Annotated in this window: 12 protein-coding genes; 6 read left to right on the forward strand and 6 right to left on the reverse strand. The window is 70.5% G+C overall.

What is annotated here, in order from left to right; all coding sequences use genetic code 11:
* Window positions 1–59: 59 nt before the first annotated feature.
* The 4 genes from AC07PR_RS11040 to AC07PR_RS11055 form a co-directional block, all read right to left on the reverse strand.
* Entirely contained in the window at window positions 60–542 is a 483-nt protein-coding gene (locus AC07PR_RS11040; RefSeq protein ID WP_495135338.1) for a hypothetical protein, read from the reverse strand.
* A 120-nt stretch (window positions 543–662) separates the two neighbouring features.
* Complete coding sequence (locus AC07PR_RS11045) at window positions 663–1,058, reverse strand: hypothetical protein (RefSeq protein WP_495135339.1); 396 nt, start codon at window positions 1,056–1,058, stop codon at window positions 663–665.
* Window positions 1,059–1,065: 7 nt separating this feature from the next.
* A complete protein-coding gene (locus AC07PR_RS11050) occupies window positions 1,066–1,626 on the reverse strand; it encodes a hypothetical protein (RefSeq protein WP_495135340.1) in 561 nt (186 codons plus the stop codon).
* A gap of 214 nt (window positions 1,627–1,840) precedes the next feature.
* On the reverse strand, window positions 1,841–3,925 hold the full coding sequence (locus tag AC07PR_RS11055; RefSeq protein WP_495135341.1) for a CocE/NonD family hydrolase: 2,085 nt from the start codon (window positions 3,923–3,925) through the stop codon (window positions 1,841–1,843).
* 384 nt (window positions 3,926–4,309) lie between these two features.
* On the opposite strand from AC07PR_RS11055, the gene AC07PR_RS11060 reads away from it, so the two are divergent.
* The 3 genes from AC07PR_RS11060 to AC07PR_RS11070 all read left to right on the forward strand — a co-directional run bounded on the left by AC07PR_RS11060 (window position 4,310) and on the right by AC07PR_RS11070 (window position 8,556).
* Window positions 4,310–4,723, forward strand: a complete 414-nt coding sequence (locus tag AC07PR_RS11060; protein ID WP_483107610.1) for a response regulator transcription factor — start codon at window positions 4,310–4,312, stop codon at window positions 4,721–4,723.
* A gap of 68 nt (window positions 4,724–4,791) precedes the next feature.
* Complete coding sequence (locus AC07PR_RS11065; RefSeq protein WP_495135342.1) at window positions 4,792–6,702, forward strand: sensor domain-containing diguanylate cyclase; 1,911 nt, start codon at window positions 4,792–4,794, stop codon at window positions 6,700–6,702.
* A gap of 297 nt (window positions 6,703–6,999) precedes the next feature.
* Entirely contained in the window at window positions 7,000–8,556 is a 1,557-nt protein-coding gene (locus AC07PR_RS11070; RefSeq protein ID WP_495135343.1) for a methyl-accepting chemotaxis protein, read from the forward strand.
* A 121-nt stretch (window positions 8,557–8,677) separates the two neighbouring features.
* Here the strand turns inward: AC07PR_RS11070 and curA are convergent, their stop codons facing one another.
* Window positions 8,678–9,796, reverse strand: coding sequence for an NADPH-dependent curcumin/dihydrocurcumin reductase (gene curA / locus AC07PR_RS11075; RefSeq protein WP_495135344.1), 1,119 nt, complete (start codon window positions 9,794–9,796; stop codon window positions 8,678–8,680).
* 69 nt (window positions 9,797–9,865) lie between these two features.
* Complete coding sequence (locus AC07PR_RS11080) at window positions 9,866–11,083, reverse strand: MFS transporter (RefSeq protein WP_495135648.1); 1,218 nt, start codon at window positions 11,081–11,083, stop codon at window positions 9,866–9,868.
* A gap of 197 nt (window positions 11,084–11,280) precedes the next feature.
* On the opposite strand from AC07PR_RS11080, the gene AC07PR_RS11085 reads away from it, so the two are divergent.
* The 3 genes from AC07PR_RS11085 to AC07PR_RS11095 all read left to right on the forward strand — a co-directional run bounded on the left by AC07PR_RS11085 (window position 11,281) and on the right by AC07PR_RS11095 (window position 15,263).
* The gene (locus tag AC07PR_RS11085; RefSeq protein WP_377160861.1) at window positions 11,281–12,324 is read left to right on the forward strand and encodes an AraC family transcriptional regulator; all 1,044 of its coding nucleotides are present in this window, start codon (window positions 11,281–11,283) and stop codon (window positions 12,322–12,324) included.
* 307 nt (window positions 12,325–12,631) lie between these two features.
* A complete protein-coding gene (locus AC07PR_RS11090) occupies window positions 12,632–13,333 on the forward strand; it encodes a DVUA0089 family protein (protein ID WP_377160863.1) in 702 nt (233 codons plus the stop codon).
* Between the two features lie 10 nt (window positions 13,334–13,343).
* Entirely contained in the window at window positions 13,344–15,263 is a 1,920-nt protein-coding gene (locus AC07PR_RS11095) for a S8 family peptidase (protein ID WP_495135345.1), read from the forward strand.
* Window positions 15,264–15,279: the final 16 nt, after the last annotated feature.

A 15,279-nucleotide genomic window follows, 5' to 3' on the forward strand; every position in this document is an offset into this window, starting at 1 on the left:
GGTGCCGCTCAGCGTGCGACGACTTGCCGCGCGGGCCCGCGTACCGGGCCCGGCGGGAATCACAGCGTCACCGGATGCGACTCGAGCTCACGGTGCCAGTCGTCGTGCAGCGCGAGCAGGAAGGCCTGCTTGTTTTCGGCGCGGGCGAACTCGTAGCCGTAGTCGCGCTTGTGCGCCAGCACGTGATCGCCGACGCGCAGCGGCTGGCCGGCGATCGCCTGCTTGGGGACGTAGAGGAAGAACTCGGTGCCGCCCTCGGCGCGGACCGGCTGCAGGCGCAGGCGCTGCGTGTCGGCGCGGCCGGCGGCGTCCTCGACGGCGAGGACCTTGTACTCACCCTCCGCGACCTTGCGGTCCTTGCTGGAGCTGTCGCTGGACTGGCCGATCGAGTCGGACAGCTGGCGCGAGGACACCGAGCCCGCGCTCGAGGCGGAGGTGACGATGCTGTCGGCGTGGGCCGGCAGGGCCGCAAGGCCCGCAAGCGCGGCAATGGCCGCAGCGACAGCGGAAACGAAGGAGAAGGGGGAAGAACTGTGGCGCATAAAACCGTCCATGTGCAGGTCAGTCCGGCCGCGGAACGGCGGCCGGACGGCGCAAGCATAGGGGATGCGGTGCGCCGGACTGGTTACCGAGCGCATTCTTTGCGGCGGACGGCGGTGCGATCACGAGTCGGGATCGGCGCATGTCTGGAAGACTGCTTGCACACCCTCAAGCTGACGATCCATGGACGCCTTGTCCGTTTGATCTTTGAGTTTGTAGTCGGCGCCCACGCGACGAGTCAATTGTTGTGAGAGAAGCTCTCCAAGAATCCTCGACCGCTTCATGAGCGCCTGGCCGCAATCGGGATTGGGTGCCTGCAGGCGCCCAATCAACTGAGCATGCGTTCCGCCCTTCGGGCTGTCTCGACTCTTGTGCGGGAGGAGCTCTTCCCAACGTGTACAGCGATGATACGAAGCGTAATAGGCACGCGAGATCACGGATCGGCGCCTGGCATCGGTGACCGCACCTGCGGCTTGTTCTTCTGCGTCCCGCCTGATGTGTTTGGCAGTGGTTTGCATGGCGTGCTCACTCCCCATCGTCTTCGTCTTCGTCGTCGAACGACGAGACTGCGCGAGGCGGCCAGTCGGCCGGATTCCATGGGTGAATGGAACAGATCTCGACCCCGAATCCGGCGTCGCGGATGTTGGAGTCGATGGCAAGATGCATGAGTTCCGTGGTGAGGCAGTAGGCACGATAGCAGTCGACGTCGGCCCAGATCGTCACGGTGACGTATTGGAAGCAGCATTCATCCTGCCAGAGACGGACCCCCGCAGGTCCTCGGCAAAGCTGGACGGAATTCGAGGAGAGGACGGTCAGCGCCAGGCGCACCCTCATGTAGGCATCCACGCACCGCGTCTCGTGCTGCTCGAACATGCGCCGGAACGTCTCTGGAAGGCTTTGCCAATCCACGGCTTCGCGGCTGGTCGCATGCAGCGCGCTGAGGTTGTAGACGTGGATCTTCTCGGGGTAGCGCAAGAGATAGACCAGCGCGTCCACGCCGTCCTCCCGTAGGCCGGGCGGAACCTCGGGCAGCGCATCGATCGCCGCGGGCTCCGTCATCAACACTTCCTTCAACACTGCGCTCATCCCGCTCATCCTTTCAAGCTGCGAAGTCATCGCGAATGACCAGCAGTTTCGGCAGGCGGCGCGATGAAATCACTCCCTCGGAAGAGCGCTTCGGCGGGGGATACACCTGTGAGTAGGTCGTTCCCCCGACGCCTACAGATAGTGGGGATTGGCGTTCGCGGGGTCAGGCGTTGCCTGCCCCGCTTGTCTCACGACAACTCGTAGAGGGACGGGTTCAGTTCAGTTCTCCCGCCGGCACCACCGGCAGCACGATGCTCGACGGCCGCAGCGGTCCGGCATGGATCGTCGTCACGTTGCCGTTGGCCTGCTGCTGCAGCGGCGTCGGCCAGATGCCCTGCGCCTGGTTGCTCGCGCTGACCGCGATGCGCAGCCGGTGCCCCGCGCGGGCCAATGCCGCGACCGGGAAGACCTCCACCGGCACCAGCATCGGCTCGTTGGCCACCACCGGCAGCGCCGCGCCCGCCGTGAACGGATGCCACGGCTGGATCATCGTGCCGTTGACGAAGCGCGAGCGGCTGGTGTCCACCGCGCGGTGCGCCGCGGACATCAACCCGTGCGTCAGCGGCTTGACCGCGCCGGTCGCCGGATCGACATCGTCGATGCGCACCGACAGCGCCGCCTGCGGCCGCGACGCCGAGATCCACAGGTCCGCCTGGATCGGTCCGTTCAGGTAGAGGTCCTGCGCCAGCGGCGCGGTCTCGTAGACGGCCGCGCCTTGCAGGGACTCGACACGCGCGCTGTCCGAGTAGCACGGCTTGGGCAGCAGCCCCGCCAGCCCCAGCGTCCATTGCACCTGGCTCACCGAGCAGTCGCTGTGATCGCGGATCTGCACGCTCGCGGTGAAGATCGTGCCCAGGACCGTCCCGCGCGTGGCCGTCGGCGCCGGCGGCTCCGAGACCGTCCACCCGGCCGCGCCCGCCGGGATGCGCGCGGCCAGGCTGCCGTCCGGCTGCAGGTACCAGCGCTGCGGCGCCATCTTCGGATGTGGCCAGTCGCTCGCCGTCGCGAACCGCGGCGTGCCGCCGCTGCCGTATCCGTCGACGAACTGCGTCACCGTCGGCAGCGTGTCGGCCCCGGCCGCGCGTCCCTTCAGGTACTGGTCGAACCACTGCAGCAGCAGCGAGGTCGTGCTCGGCGGTCCGTATGACGGCGCGCCGCCGAAGCCGCTGATCCCTCCCTGCACCGACTGCAGGTGCGATCCCGGCAGGATCGCGAGCTTGGCCGTCACGTTGCGCTTGAGCTGCTCGTACAGCAGCGGCTGGTCGCGCTGGAAGATGTCCAGCGACGCGCCGACGATGAAGGTCGGCACGCGGATCCGTCCGGCGCTCTCCACCGGCGAGCGGCCCGCCCAGAACGACCCGTCGTCGGTCGCGATGCCGCTCGCGTTGCCGACGAAGCCGTCGAAGGTCGGCGCATACCAGGTGTCGATGGCCGCGACGTGATCGCCGGTCGCGGCGTTGATCTGGCTCGCGTACCAGGGATTGAGCAGCAGCTCCGGCGCGTTGGCCACGCTCAGCGACTGCGTCAGCGGCAGCCAGGTGCTCAGGAACTGCGCGTTGAACAGCCCGCCCGTCGCCGCGACGCCGCGGTACGCGTCGCCCATCGGCACCGTCGCGAACGCGGCCTTGATCGCCGGATGCTGCTGCCCGGCGGTCAGCAACGAGCTGATGCCGAGGTAGGACGTTCCCGCCACGCCGATGCTGCCGTTGAAGAACGGCTGACGCGTCACCCACTCGACCGCCTCGCGGTAGGCCTGCTGCTCGTCGGGACCGATCAGTTGCGTGACGCCGCCGCTCATGCCGGTGCCGTGGGCGTCGATCGCGACCGTGACGTAGCCGCGGCGCACCATGAACTGGTCCAGACCGCCGATCAGCAGCGTGTTGCCGCCGGCCGGCGTGAACACGCCGAGGAACTGGCCGACGTCGATCCGATAGGCCGTCTGCGTCAGCACCACGGGATAGCGCCCGGACTTGGGGAAGCCGAGGAAGTCCGCCGGCATCGAGACCAGCACCGCCAACTGCTTGCCCGACGAGAGCCGGATGAATTGCAGCGGCAGCGTCACCGCGCGGGGATGGTCGGGACCGCGCGTGTAAGCCGCGGACGGCCAGGCCGCGCCCGCGTTGGCGGTCACGGCGGGATTCGGCGCGGCGAGCGTGCCGCGCGTGCCCAGCGTGGTCGTCTGCGCCAGGGCGCCGAGCGCCGTGCCGGCGGCCAGCGCCACGGTCCATGCGCGGCAGCGGGCGCGGCACGCGCGCCAGGGGCGGACCGTGCCGCGCTGCGTCGGAAAAGCCAGGGTCATGTCTTGTCTCCAGGTCCCGAGGGTCGGGTGGTCGCTGCGGCGACTCTGTGGGGCTGTTGTCGCAATGCCCCGGCGACTATGCCGGGCCGCGGCGCGCGCGGCACGGGGGAAATCAGGAGACCGATGGGTATGCGGCTTGCCATCGCCGGCGCCGGACCGGCGCGGCCGCCGTCCGATTCCAGATCATGGGGAGGCGCCGCACCATGCGGACATGACGCCCGGGAGCGCGCAGGATGTCACGCCCGGACCGTCCGGCGATGGCGGGTTCCGCCGTCCCGGCGGCGCTGTAGGTCAAGTCCCTACAGCAGCTGCGGCAGGCGGCGCTCATCGCGAGTGGCAGCCGCTCGCTGGCGGCGACGCCGTCCGGCGACGACGATGAGACCCATGAACATCGCCGTCATCGAAGACAACGTCCCCGTCCGCCAACTCCTGGTCCGTCGCGCCCAGAAGCTCGGCGGCATCACCGTCGTCGCGCAGGCCTCCGGCGAGGACGAGGCCGTGGCTGCCGTCATGGCCACCACGCCCGACGTCGTGCTGCTGGACCTGAACCTGTCGCAGGGCAGCGGCCTGTCGGTGCTGTCCCGCCTGCGCGACCGCGACTATGCGGGCCGCGTCTTCGTGCTCACCGCCGAGGACGCCCGCACCCACGCCGCACCGTGCCGCCGCGGCGGCGCCGATGCCTTCTATGACAAGGCCTTCGATTTCGAGAAGCTGCTCGCCGACCTGAACGACCTGTGCCGGCGCGGCGCCGCCACTGTTCCGCTGAGCGCGGGCCCGCGTGCCGCCGCCAACGGTTGAGTTCCCGATCCACGAACCGGCACGAACAGCCCGGACCATCCGCATCCAGCGCCCTGGGAGGACCCGCCATGAAGCTCACGATGACACTGTCCCGGCTGCCGTTCCCGCTGCCGACGCTGTCCTGGGCGCCGCGCGGTCCCATGGCCCCCTGGCTGCTGGTCGGCAACCTGCTCCTGATCGTGGCGCTGGCCGCGATGACCGCGCTCAGCCTCTGGAACCACCGCGAGACCGAAACCGACCGCGCCCGCGACGTGGTCGAGAACCTCGCGCAGAACCTCGCCGTCGAAGTCGGCGCCGAACTGCGCAACACCGACAACGCGCTGGCCACCATCGCGCTGCGTTACCGCAGCACGCGCCAGTCGCCGGACCAGACGGCGATGGTGGCCCGGCTGATCGACGAACAGCGCGGCCTGCTGCCGCAGGTCGTCGCGCTGCGCGTGGCCGACATCCACGGCACCGTCACCACCGGCCTGATGCCCGGCGAGCGTCCGTTCAACGTCGGCGACCGGACCTACTTTTCCCAGGCGCGGCTGACCGACGCGATGGTCGTCTCCGAGCCGCTGAACAGCCGCGCGCAGAACCACTGGTGCGTCATCCTGGCCCGCCGGCTGATCGACCACGACGGCCAATTCGCCGGCATCGTCTACGCCGTGGTCACGGCCCAGCACTTCGTCGACCGCTTCAGCGGTGTCGCGCTCGGTCCCTCGGGCGCGGTGTCGCTGCGCTCCGACGGCTTGAACCTCGTGGCGCGCTACTCGGCCGGTGAGCCCAGCTCGACCAAGGGATTCGGCGCGAAGCTGCTGTCCGAAGAGGCGCTGCGCTCGCTGGCGTACAACCGCGAGCGCGGCGTCTACGTCACCCCCACGGCGCTCGACCGCGTGGAGCGCATCACCGCCTACCGCAAGGTCCCCGGGTATTCGATGACGCTGTTCACCGGCATGAGCAGCAACTACTTCCTGGCCGGCTGGCGCGGGCAGGTCGTGCAGCAGTCGCTGCTGGCGGCGCTGGTCGCGCTGGCCGTGGCCGCCGCGTCGGCGCTGATCCACCGCATCCATCGCCGCGAACGCCGCGCCAAGGACGCGCTGCAGCATCTGGCGCGTGAACAGGACGCGATGCTGCAGAACGACCTGATCGGCATGGTCCGCATCCGCGACGGCCACGCCCTGTGGGGCAACCCGGCGATGGAGCGCATGTTCGGCTGCCTGCCCGGCGGCATGGTCGGCCACGCGGCGCAGACGCTCTTCCTCAGCCCGCAGGAACACGCGCGCGTCCGCGACGCCAGCCTGGCGACGATGCGCTCGGGCGGCCGCTTCCACACGCAGCTGCGCATGCGCCGGTTGGACGGCGCGGAGTTCTGGGTCGACCTGCACGGCACGGTGCTGTCGGAGAACGAATCGATGTGGATGCTGGTCGACATCGACGGCCTCAAGCGCAGCGAGGAGCAGGCGCAGCACCTGGCGCTGCGCGACGTGCTGACCGGACTGCCCAACCGCCGCCTGTTCGAGGAGAAGGTCGGCGACGCGATCAACGGCGCGCGTCGCACCGGACGCGGCTTCGCGGTCTGCTACCTGGACCTGGACGGCTTCAAGCCCATCAACGACCAGCACGGGCACGAGGCCGGCGACGAGGTCCTCACCGAGGTCGCGCAACGCCTGCAGGGCCTGGTGCGCGGCGACGACGTCGTCGCGCGCCTGGGCGGCGACGAGTTCGCGATCCTGCTCTCGGGCGTCAACCGGCCGGAGGACGTCGAGCAGACGCTGCAGCGTTGCCTGTTCTCGATCCAGCGCCGCATCACGCTGGACAGCGGCGACAAGGTCTCGGTCGCGGCCAGCATCGGCGCGGTGATCGGCGGCGGCGGCGACGCCTGCCGCGAGCTGCTGCACGCGGCCGACGAAGCGATGTACGCGGTCAAGCGCAGCGGCAAGGGCCAGATCCGGATCGCCGGGCAGGTGCATTCCGAATGGGCGGTGGCGGCATGAACCGCCGGGTCGCCTGCGCTGGCCACTCTGCGCGTGCCACCTCGGCGCCGCTGCGACCCTGTCACGCGGGGGCCGCGGGCGCGGCGCCGTCGGGCCTGCTGCGCCTGATGCGCAGGACCGGAGGGCGGTCCCCGCAACGGGTGACAGCGGGGACGGTGCGGGCGACTGCCGTATCGCTCCGTTCAACTTCGGTGCACGATGCGCCGATGTATGGGGAAGCGCCCCGGCGGGACGTCGGCTAGATCTGCCCGCCCGCCGGGGATGTCATTCAAGCCTGTCCAGTGGGAGGAGAGATCAATGAACATCGGCACCTGGCGTCTGTCCACGCAGTTGACCGTGTCCTTCGTGATGCTGGTGGCGCTGTGCGCGCTGGTCGGCGGCATGGGCCTGCTGCAGTTGAACCGCGTGCATGAGAGCACGACCGAGATCGCCGAGGACTGGTTGCCCAGCATCCAGAACATGGCGGCGATCCGCGTGAAGGCGAACCAGATCCGGCGCATGGAGCCGGACCATCTGCTGTCCGAGGACCCGCAGGAGCGGGCGCAGATCGAGCGCAACATCGTGCAGGCCCGCAAGGAGCTGGCCGACGCGGAGAAGGCCTACCTGCCCTTCATCACCAACGACGAGGAGCGCCGGCTCTACGGCGAGGTCGCCGCCGCGCGCGACGCCTACTTCGCGGCGCAGGAGAAGCTGCTGCACCTGTCGCGCAGCGACGGCACGGACTCCGAGGCGCGCGCCTTCTTCCGCGCCGACTCGCGCAACAGCTTCAACAACTGGGTGAAGGCGATCGAACGGAGCGCCGACTACAACGCCGCCGGCAGCGATCAGTCGCGCCAGGATGCGGCGAAGAGCTATGCCGCCGGGCACGGCTGGAGCCTGTCGCTGACGCTGGTGTCGGTGGTCGTGGCCGTCGGGCTGGCGGTGCTGTTGCTGGGGCATGTGCGGCGCCAGCTCGGCGGTGATCCGGCCGAGGCGGCCCGCCTGGTGCGGCAGGTCGCGGAGGGCGACCTCAGCGGCGAGATCCGCGTGCGGCCCGGCGACGACCGCAGCCTGATCGCGGCGCTCAAGGCGATGCAGACCGGCCTGCGGCAGGTGGTCGGCGATGTGCGCGAGGGCAGCGAGTCGGTGGCCAGCGCCAGCGGCCAGATCGCGATGGGCAACCACGACCTGAGCCAGCGCACCGAGGAGCAGGCCAGCGCGCTGGAGGAAACCGCGGCGACGATGACCGAGCTCGGCGAGACGGTGCTCCAGACCTCCGAGAACGCGCAGCAGGCCGACCGCCTGGCGCGTTCCGCCAGCGAGGTGGCGCAGCGCGGCGGCGCGGTGGTGACCCAGTTCGTCGAGACGATGCGCGGCATCGACGAGAGCAGCCGGCGCATCGCCGACATCATCGGCACCATCGACGGCATCGCCTTCCAGACCAACATCCTGGCGCTGAACGCCGCCGTCGAGGCCGCACGGGCCGGCGAGCACGGCAAGGGCTTCGCGGTGGTGGCCTCCGAGGTCCGCTCGCTGGCGGGGCGCAGCGCCGAGGCGGCCAAGGAGATCAAGTCCCTGATCGCGGCCAGCGTCGAACGCGTCGACCAGGGCACGGGACTGGTCGAGCAGGCCGGCGCGACGATGGCGGAGATCGTCGCGGCGATCGGCCGCGTGACGGACGTGGTCGGCGAGATCAGCAGCGCGACGCGCGAGCAGTCGCAGGGCGTGAACCAGGTCGGCGAGGCGGTGAACCAGATGGACCAGGTCACGCAGCAGAACGCCGCGCTGGTCGAGGAGTCCGCCGCCGCCGCGGAAAGCCTGCGCCAGCAGGCGCAGGCGCTGGTCGCGTCGGTGGCGAAGTTCCGGCTTGGGTGAGGCCGCCGGACCGCGCTTCGCCAAGCGCGGGCACGCCACGAGGCAGGGGGCATCGCGTCCGCGAACCCCCAGCCTCATTCCGGCCCCAGTGAGATCGATGCGTGCGGGCCTGACGCTTCTGTCACGGCGCGGCGACTGCGACGACCGCCTTTCCCAGATTGCGTCCCTCAAGCAGGTCGATCAAGCCCCTCGGCGCGAGCTCGAGTCCGTCGACGACATGCTCCAGCGCCTTGACCTCGCCCGCGGCGATCGCCGCGTTCATCTCGCGCTGGAACGCCTTGAAGCGCGCCATGCCCTCGCCGTAATGGTCCAACACGATGAAGCCCTCCATGCGGACGCGCTTCTGCAACACCGTTGCCAGCAATCGCGCCAGCCGATCCGGCGCCATGTCGCCGCCGTTTCCGCGCGGTGAAGCGCCGGCCTCGTTGTAATGCGCGATGAAGCCGCACACCGGCACGCGTGCGCCGATGTTCAGCAACGGCAGCACCGCGTCCAGGACCTCGCCGCCAACGCTCTCGAAGTAGACGTCGATGCCGTCCGGCGCCGCGGCGCGCAGGCGCTCGGCGAACCGCGGGTCGCGCCGGTCGACCGCCGCATCGAAGCCGAAGGTGTCGATCAGGTGCCGGGTCTTGTCCGGACCGCCCGCAATGCCCACGACCCGTGCGCCGGCCCGCTTCGCGAGCTGCCCCACCATCGCGCCGACCGCACCCGTCGCGGCGCCGACCACCACCGTCTCGCCCGCGCGCGGGTGGCCGATCTCTTCGAGACCGATATGGGCGGTGAAGCCCGGCATGCCCGCCGCGCCCAGCGCCAGCGACGGGCGCGTCATGTCGCCCAGCGGCACGAGATCGGTGCCGTCACTCAGCGCGTAGTCCTGCCAGCCGGCGTTCGACAACACGAGCTCGCCGGCACGGAAGTCCGGGTGGCGTGACTCGACGACGCGGCTCACCGTGCCGCCGACGATGACGTCGCCGATCGCGATCGGCGGCGCGTAGCCCGGACCGACTTCCTCCATCAGGTTGCGCATGTACGGGTCGAGCGAGAGGTAGAGCGTGCGGAGCAAGACCTGACCCTGGGCGGGCGAGGGGACGGCCACCGATTCGAGGCGGAAGTCCTCCGGCGCTGGCCTGCCGGCGGGGCGGGCGGCGAGGACGATGCGCCGGTTGAGGGACGGCGCCGAAGCGGACACGGAGGATGAAGCCGAGGTCGTCGTCGTGGTCGGGATCGAAGCGGCGGTCATGCGAAAGCCTTTCCAGTGATCGAAGGACGCCAGGGCGCCACGGCCCCGGGGGCTCGAAGGACGTGCGCCTCAGGCCTTCGCGGCGCGCGGTCCGTGGCGCAGCGTCAGCAGCGTGCCCAGCGTGATCGCCGCGGCCGCGAAGGTCGGCCCGCCGAGCGCGCCGATGTGGTCCACCAGCATCCCGCCGCCGATGGCGCCGCTGGCGATGGCGATCTGGAAGGCGGCGACGAGCAGCCCGCCCGCGCCTTCGGCCTGGTCCGGCGCGGCCCGAACGATCCAGGTCTGGAAGCCGACCGGGAAGGCGCCGAAGGCGAAGCCCCACAGCACGACCGCGACCGCGGTGACCCAGACGGAGCTGCCCGCCATCAGCAGCGCCGCCGCGAGGACCACGATCAGCGAGCCGCCGGCAACGATGGCGCGCCGCTCGCTGCGCTCGGCGAGGAAACCGCCGACGAGGTTGCCGAAGAAGCCGCCGATGCCGTAACCCAGCAGCACCGCCGAGATCATCGACACCGGCAGGTGGGTGATGTTCTCCATCAGCGGGCGGATGTAGGTGAAGCCGGCGAAGTGACCGGAGATGACGAGCAGCACGGCCAGCAGCGCGACGCGCACGCCGGGGCGGGTCAGCAGTTCGCCGAGGACGCGCAGGTTCGGGTTGTCCTTGGGCGGCAGCTTGGGCAGGGTCAGGAGTTGCGCCGCCAGCGTCACCAGGCTGAGCACGCCCGCCGCGACGAAGGCACTGCGCCAGCCCCACATCTCGCCCATCCAGGCGCCGATCGGCGCCGCGCACACGGTGGCGACGGAGACGCCGGCCAGGATGACCGACATGGCGCGCGCGAACAGGTGCATCGGCACGAGCCGCATCGCCAGCGCCGCCGCCATCGACCAGAAGCCGCCCAGCGCGACGCCCAGGATCACGCGCGCCGCGAGCAGCACGCCCAGGCTGGAGGCGGTGACGGCCATGACGTTGGAGAGCACGAGCAGCAGGGTCAGCGCGATCAGGACCAGGCGCCGGTCGAAACGCCGCGTCAGCAGCGGGATCGAGGGCGCGGCCACGGCGCCGACCAGCGCGGTCGCCGTGACGGTCTGGCCGGCGGCACCGGCGCTGATGTTCAGGTCGGCGGCCATCGCGGTGAGCAGGCTCGCGGGCAGGAACTCCGCCGTCACCAGACCGAAGACCCCGATCGTCAGCGAGGCGATCGCCGCCCAGTGGGCGGTCTCCCCGGCAGCGGCAGCGGGAGCGGCAGGGGCAGGGGCAGGGGCAGCCGGGGCGGCCGCCGCCGCCACCGACGCGAGCGCGGCGGAGACGGACTCTCCGCGTGAGGGGTGAGGGGATGCGGACCCGGGTGGTGGCGCGCCCACCGGGGTGTGGGGGGCGTCGAGGCAGTCGGTGCAGGTGGAAGACACGGCGGAGAAGAGGGACAGTGGGTATGGCCTTCAGCTTATGGGTAGGATCCTGGCGTTTCCATGCCGGAAGAGCCGAAATGCATGACGATTCCTCCAGAGCTCCCGTGGAGCCGCTGCCCCCGACGCCCTTGAAGCCCGCCGACCTGCTGACGCAGATCCTGCTGGGGCTGCGGCTGGAGGGCGTTGAATACGGCCGCTGCCTGCTGCGCGCGCCGTGGGCGGTCGCCTTCCCGGCGCGCAAGGAGGCGCGCTTCCACTTCGTCGCGCGCGGCACCTGCTGGCTGATGACGCCGGGCAGCGACTGGGTCCAGCTGAACGCCGGCGATGCCGTGCTGCTGCCGCGCGGCAGTGCGCATGTGCTGGCGAGCGCGCCGGACCTGCCGGCCGTGGAGATCGACTCGATCGCGCGCCGCGCGGTCGCGGAGGACATCTATCTGGTCGGCGCGGAGGCGGTGGCCATGGCCGGCGCTGGGGCTGGCACGGATGCGGAGACTGCCTCCGGAGAGGACCCGCCCGACGTCATGTTCTGCGGCGCGATGCGCTTCAACCTGGATCCGTTGCATCCGCTGCTGGCGATGATGCCGGACGCGATGCGCGCCAACGACCTGGCGCGCCGAGACCCGACCGTGCCGACGCTGCTGGAGGCGATGGAGCGCGAGGTGGCGCTGGACCGCATCGGCGCCTGCGGCATCCTCGCGCGGCTGGCCGACGTGCTGGCCGCCAGCATCATCCGGGCCTGGGTGGAATGCGCCTGCAACGATGCCAGCGGCTGGATCGCCGCCGTGCAGTGCCCCGGCATCGGCAAGGTGATCGCCGCGATCCATGCCGAGCCCGAACGCGACTGGAGCGTGCCCGAGCTGGCCGGCCTGATGGGCGCCTCGCGCTCGCGCTTCGCCGAGGCGTTCACGAAGGTCGTCGGCGACAGCCCGGCGAAATACGTCGCCAAGGTCAAGATGTTCCAGGCCCGCCGCTGGATCGCGCATGAAGGCATGCGGGTCGCCGTCGCGGCGGACCGGCTCGGCTACGACTCCGAGGCCTCGTTCAGCCGCGCGTTCAAGCGCATCGTGGGCCAGCCGCCCGGCGCGCTGCGGCGCTCCGCCGCGCGGCCGCCTGCCGGCTGACATCGCACGGGTGGAGCAAGGACGAAGCAGGGACTGGGCAGGGCCCAGGCCGGCCGGGCGGGTCGTCGTATGACGCGGGCTAACCCGGAGTCGACGGCCTTTACACCCCCGCGTCGCGGGGATCCCCCGTGGATCGGGGTGTACGCCGCACGGCACCCGCAAGTGCCGATGCCATCGGGGTTTCCTGCGGGGTACCTCGAAAGTTCGTGACACTTGGCACAGCTTGTGCATCGTCCCCTCTGTTCAGCACCGCACCGAGCGTGGTTGTGCCGCGCGGGGTGTCCACACCTTTTCAGGGGAACGTCCGATGTTCACGCGAATCAAGAGCTTCAAGAGCCTCAAGAACACCTGGCTGCCGATCGCAGCCCTGGCCTTCGGCGCGGCGACGTCCGCGCAGGCGGCCGCAGTCTTCGTCGAAGGCGGCGGCGATGCCGGCGAAACCATCGTCACGGCCAAGACCTTCCTGGGCAGCGGCCCGATCGACGCGATCCAGGGCTCGATCGACGGCGACGCGGACCTGTTCGCGATCTACCTGACCGCGGGCACGGCGTTCTCCGCCACGACCACCGCGTCGGGCATCGACTACAACTTCTTCGACACGGTGCTGTACCTGTTCGATGCCGCCGGCAAGGGCCTGATCGGCAACGACGACGACGGCAACGTGGGCGGCTCGCAATCGACGCTGAGCAACTACATCCCGACCGTGAGCGGCCTGTATTACCTGGCCATCACCGGCGCGAGCTACACGCCGGTGAGCGGCGGTTCGGCGATCTTCCCGTCGCTGCTGGGCCAGGGCGGCAACGTCGCCGCCAATCCCGGCGCCGGCGCGCTGACCGGCTGGAGCAGCCTGACCAGCGAGTTCGGCGAATACGAGATCCAGCTGGTCGGCGCGAGCGCCTCCGCCGCCTCCGACGTGCCCGAGCCCGGCAGCCTGCTGCTGGCCGGCGCCGCCCTCGGCGTGGCCGGCCTGATCCGCCGCCGCAAGCCCGTCACCACCGCACAAGCCTGAGGAGCCGCCCATGACGACTTCGACTCACACCAAGAACAGCACCGCCCCCCGTCTGCGCGTCCTGAGCGCGCTGCTGGCCCTGGCCGCCTGCGGCGGCGCCTATGCGCAGCACGCCAAGCTCGACGGCGCGCTGTCCGACATCGTCGACCAGCAGTCGCGCCGCCAGCTGCGCTCGCTGGCCGTCGAGACCGATGAGATCAAGCCCTACGTCAAGTCGATGTCCGACGCGCAAGGCCGCGTGCTGGTCGACATCTACCTCGAGGCCGGCACCTCGATCGACGACTTCAAGGCCCAGCTCGAGGCGTCCGGCGCGCAGGTGACCGGCGTCAACCGCGCGTTCAACCACGGCGCGATCTCGGCCTACGTGCCGACGTCCGCGCTGGCCGCGCTGTCCGGCACCAGCGGCCTGCACCTGGCCAAGCTGACGCGCCGCCCGCACAAGAACGTCGGGCTCACCACCTCGCAGGGCGCGCCGGTGCTGCGCAGCAACGTCGCCAACGCCGCCGGCTGGACCGGCGCGGGCATCACGGTGGGCGTGCTGTCGGACTCCTATGACGGATCGCCGCTGAGCTTCACGACGGTGCGTGCCGCCAACGACATCGCCTCCGGCGATCTGCGTCCGCCGAAGTGGGTCCTCGACATCGGTGCCGACCCGAGCAACACCGACGAAGGCCGCGCGATGATGCAGATCGTGCAAGACGTGGCCCCGGGCGCGGACCAGTGCTTCGCCACCGCCTTCGCCGGCGAGGCCGCCTTCGCCGACAACATCCGCCGGCTGCGCACGGAACCCGCGTGCCGCGCCGACGTGATCGTCGACGACGTCTTCTACTACGACGAGCCCTTCTTCTCCGACGGCCAGGTTGCGCAGGCGGTCAACGACGTCGTCAACAGCACGACGCTGGCGGGCCGTCCGGTCTCGTACTTCTCGTCGGCGGGCAACCAGGGCTCGGCCGGCGGCGGCGGCGCGATCGACGTGCCGGTCGCGACCTTCTCGACCACGCCGTCCAACCTGGGCAACGTCAACCTGGCGTCGCTGAACACCTGCACCAGCTCGCCGGCCTCCGGCAGCACCAAGGCCAACCAGGGCGGCGGCTTCCTGGACTTCGGCGGCGGCACCTACGCGCTGCCGGTGACCTACAGCGGTTCGGGCTCGACGCTGCTGCTGCAGTGGGACGACCTGTTCTACCAAGGCAAGGTCACGACCGACCTGAACTTCTACCTGATCAACGCCGCGGGCAACTGCGTCTTCACCTTCGCGACCAACAACATCGCGGCGGACTTCGGCGAGGAGATCGTCGGCCTGTCGGGCGGCGCCAGCGGCACCTACCGCATCATGGTCGGCCGCACGAGCGCCGGCACCAAGCTGGCCTCGCGCGTGCGCCTGGTCAATCTCGACGGCTGGGGCGGCGCGCCCTTCCAGGTGCGCAGCGGCCCGACGACCTTCGGCCACAGCGCGGCGGCCGGCGCCAACAGCGTGGCGGCCTACCGCTACAGCTTCCCGGCGACGCAGCAGAGCCCGTTCATCCCCGCGTTCGAGAGCTTCAGCAGCCCCGGCCCGGTGACGATCGCGTTCGACGCCGCCGGCAACCGCCTGGCGGTGCCCGAGACCCGCAAGAAGCCTGACATCGCCGCGCCGGACGGCGGCAACACGACCTTCTTCTATCCGAGCTCGGATTACGAAGGCGACGGCTTCAACAACTTCTTCGGCACCAGCGCGGCGGCTCCGCACGCGGCGGGTGTCGCGGCGCTGATGCTGCAGAAGGCCGGCGGCCCCGGCTCGCTGACGCCCAAGCAGGTCAAGAGCATCCTGCAGACCACGCCGGCGGCGCGGGTGATCCCGTTCTCCGGCGGCGCCGCGGTCAAGGGCTGGAGCCTGTACGACGGCTTCGGCCTGATCGACGCGGTGAATGCGTTGAACAAGCTGCCCTGAGCGCGCGTCTCGTCGT

The organism is Roseateles sp. GW821-FHT09H11, assembly GCF_059415845.1.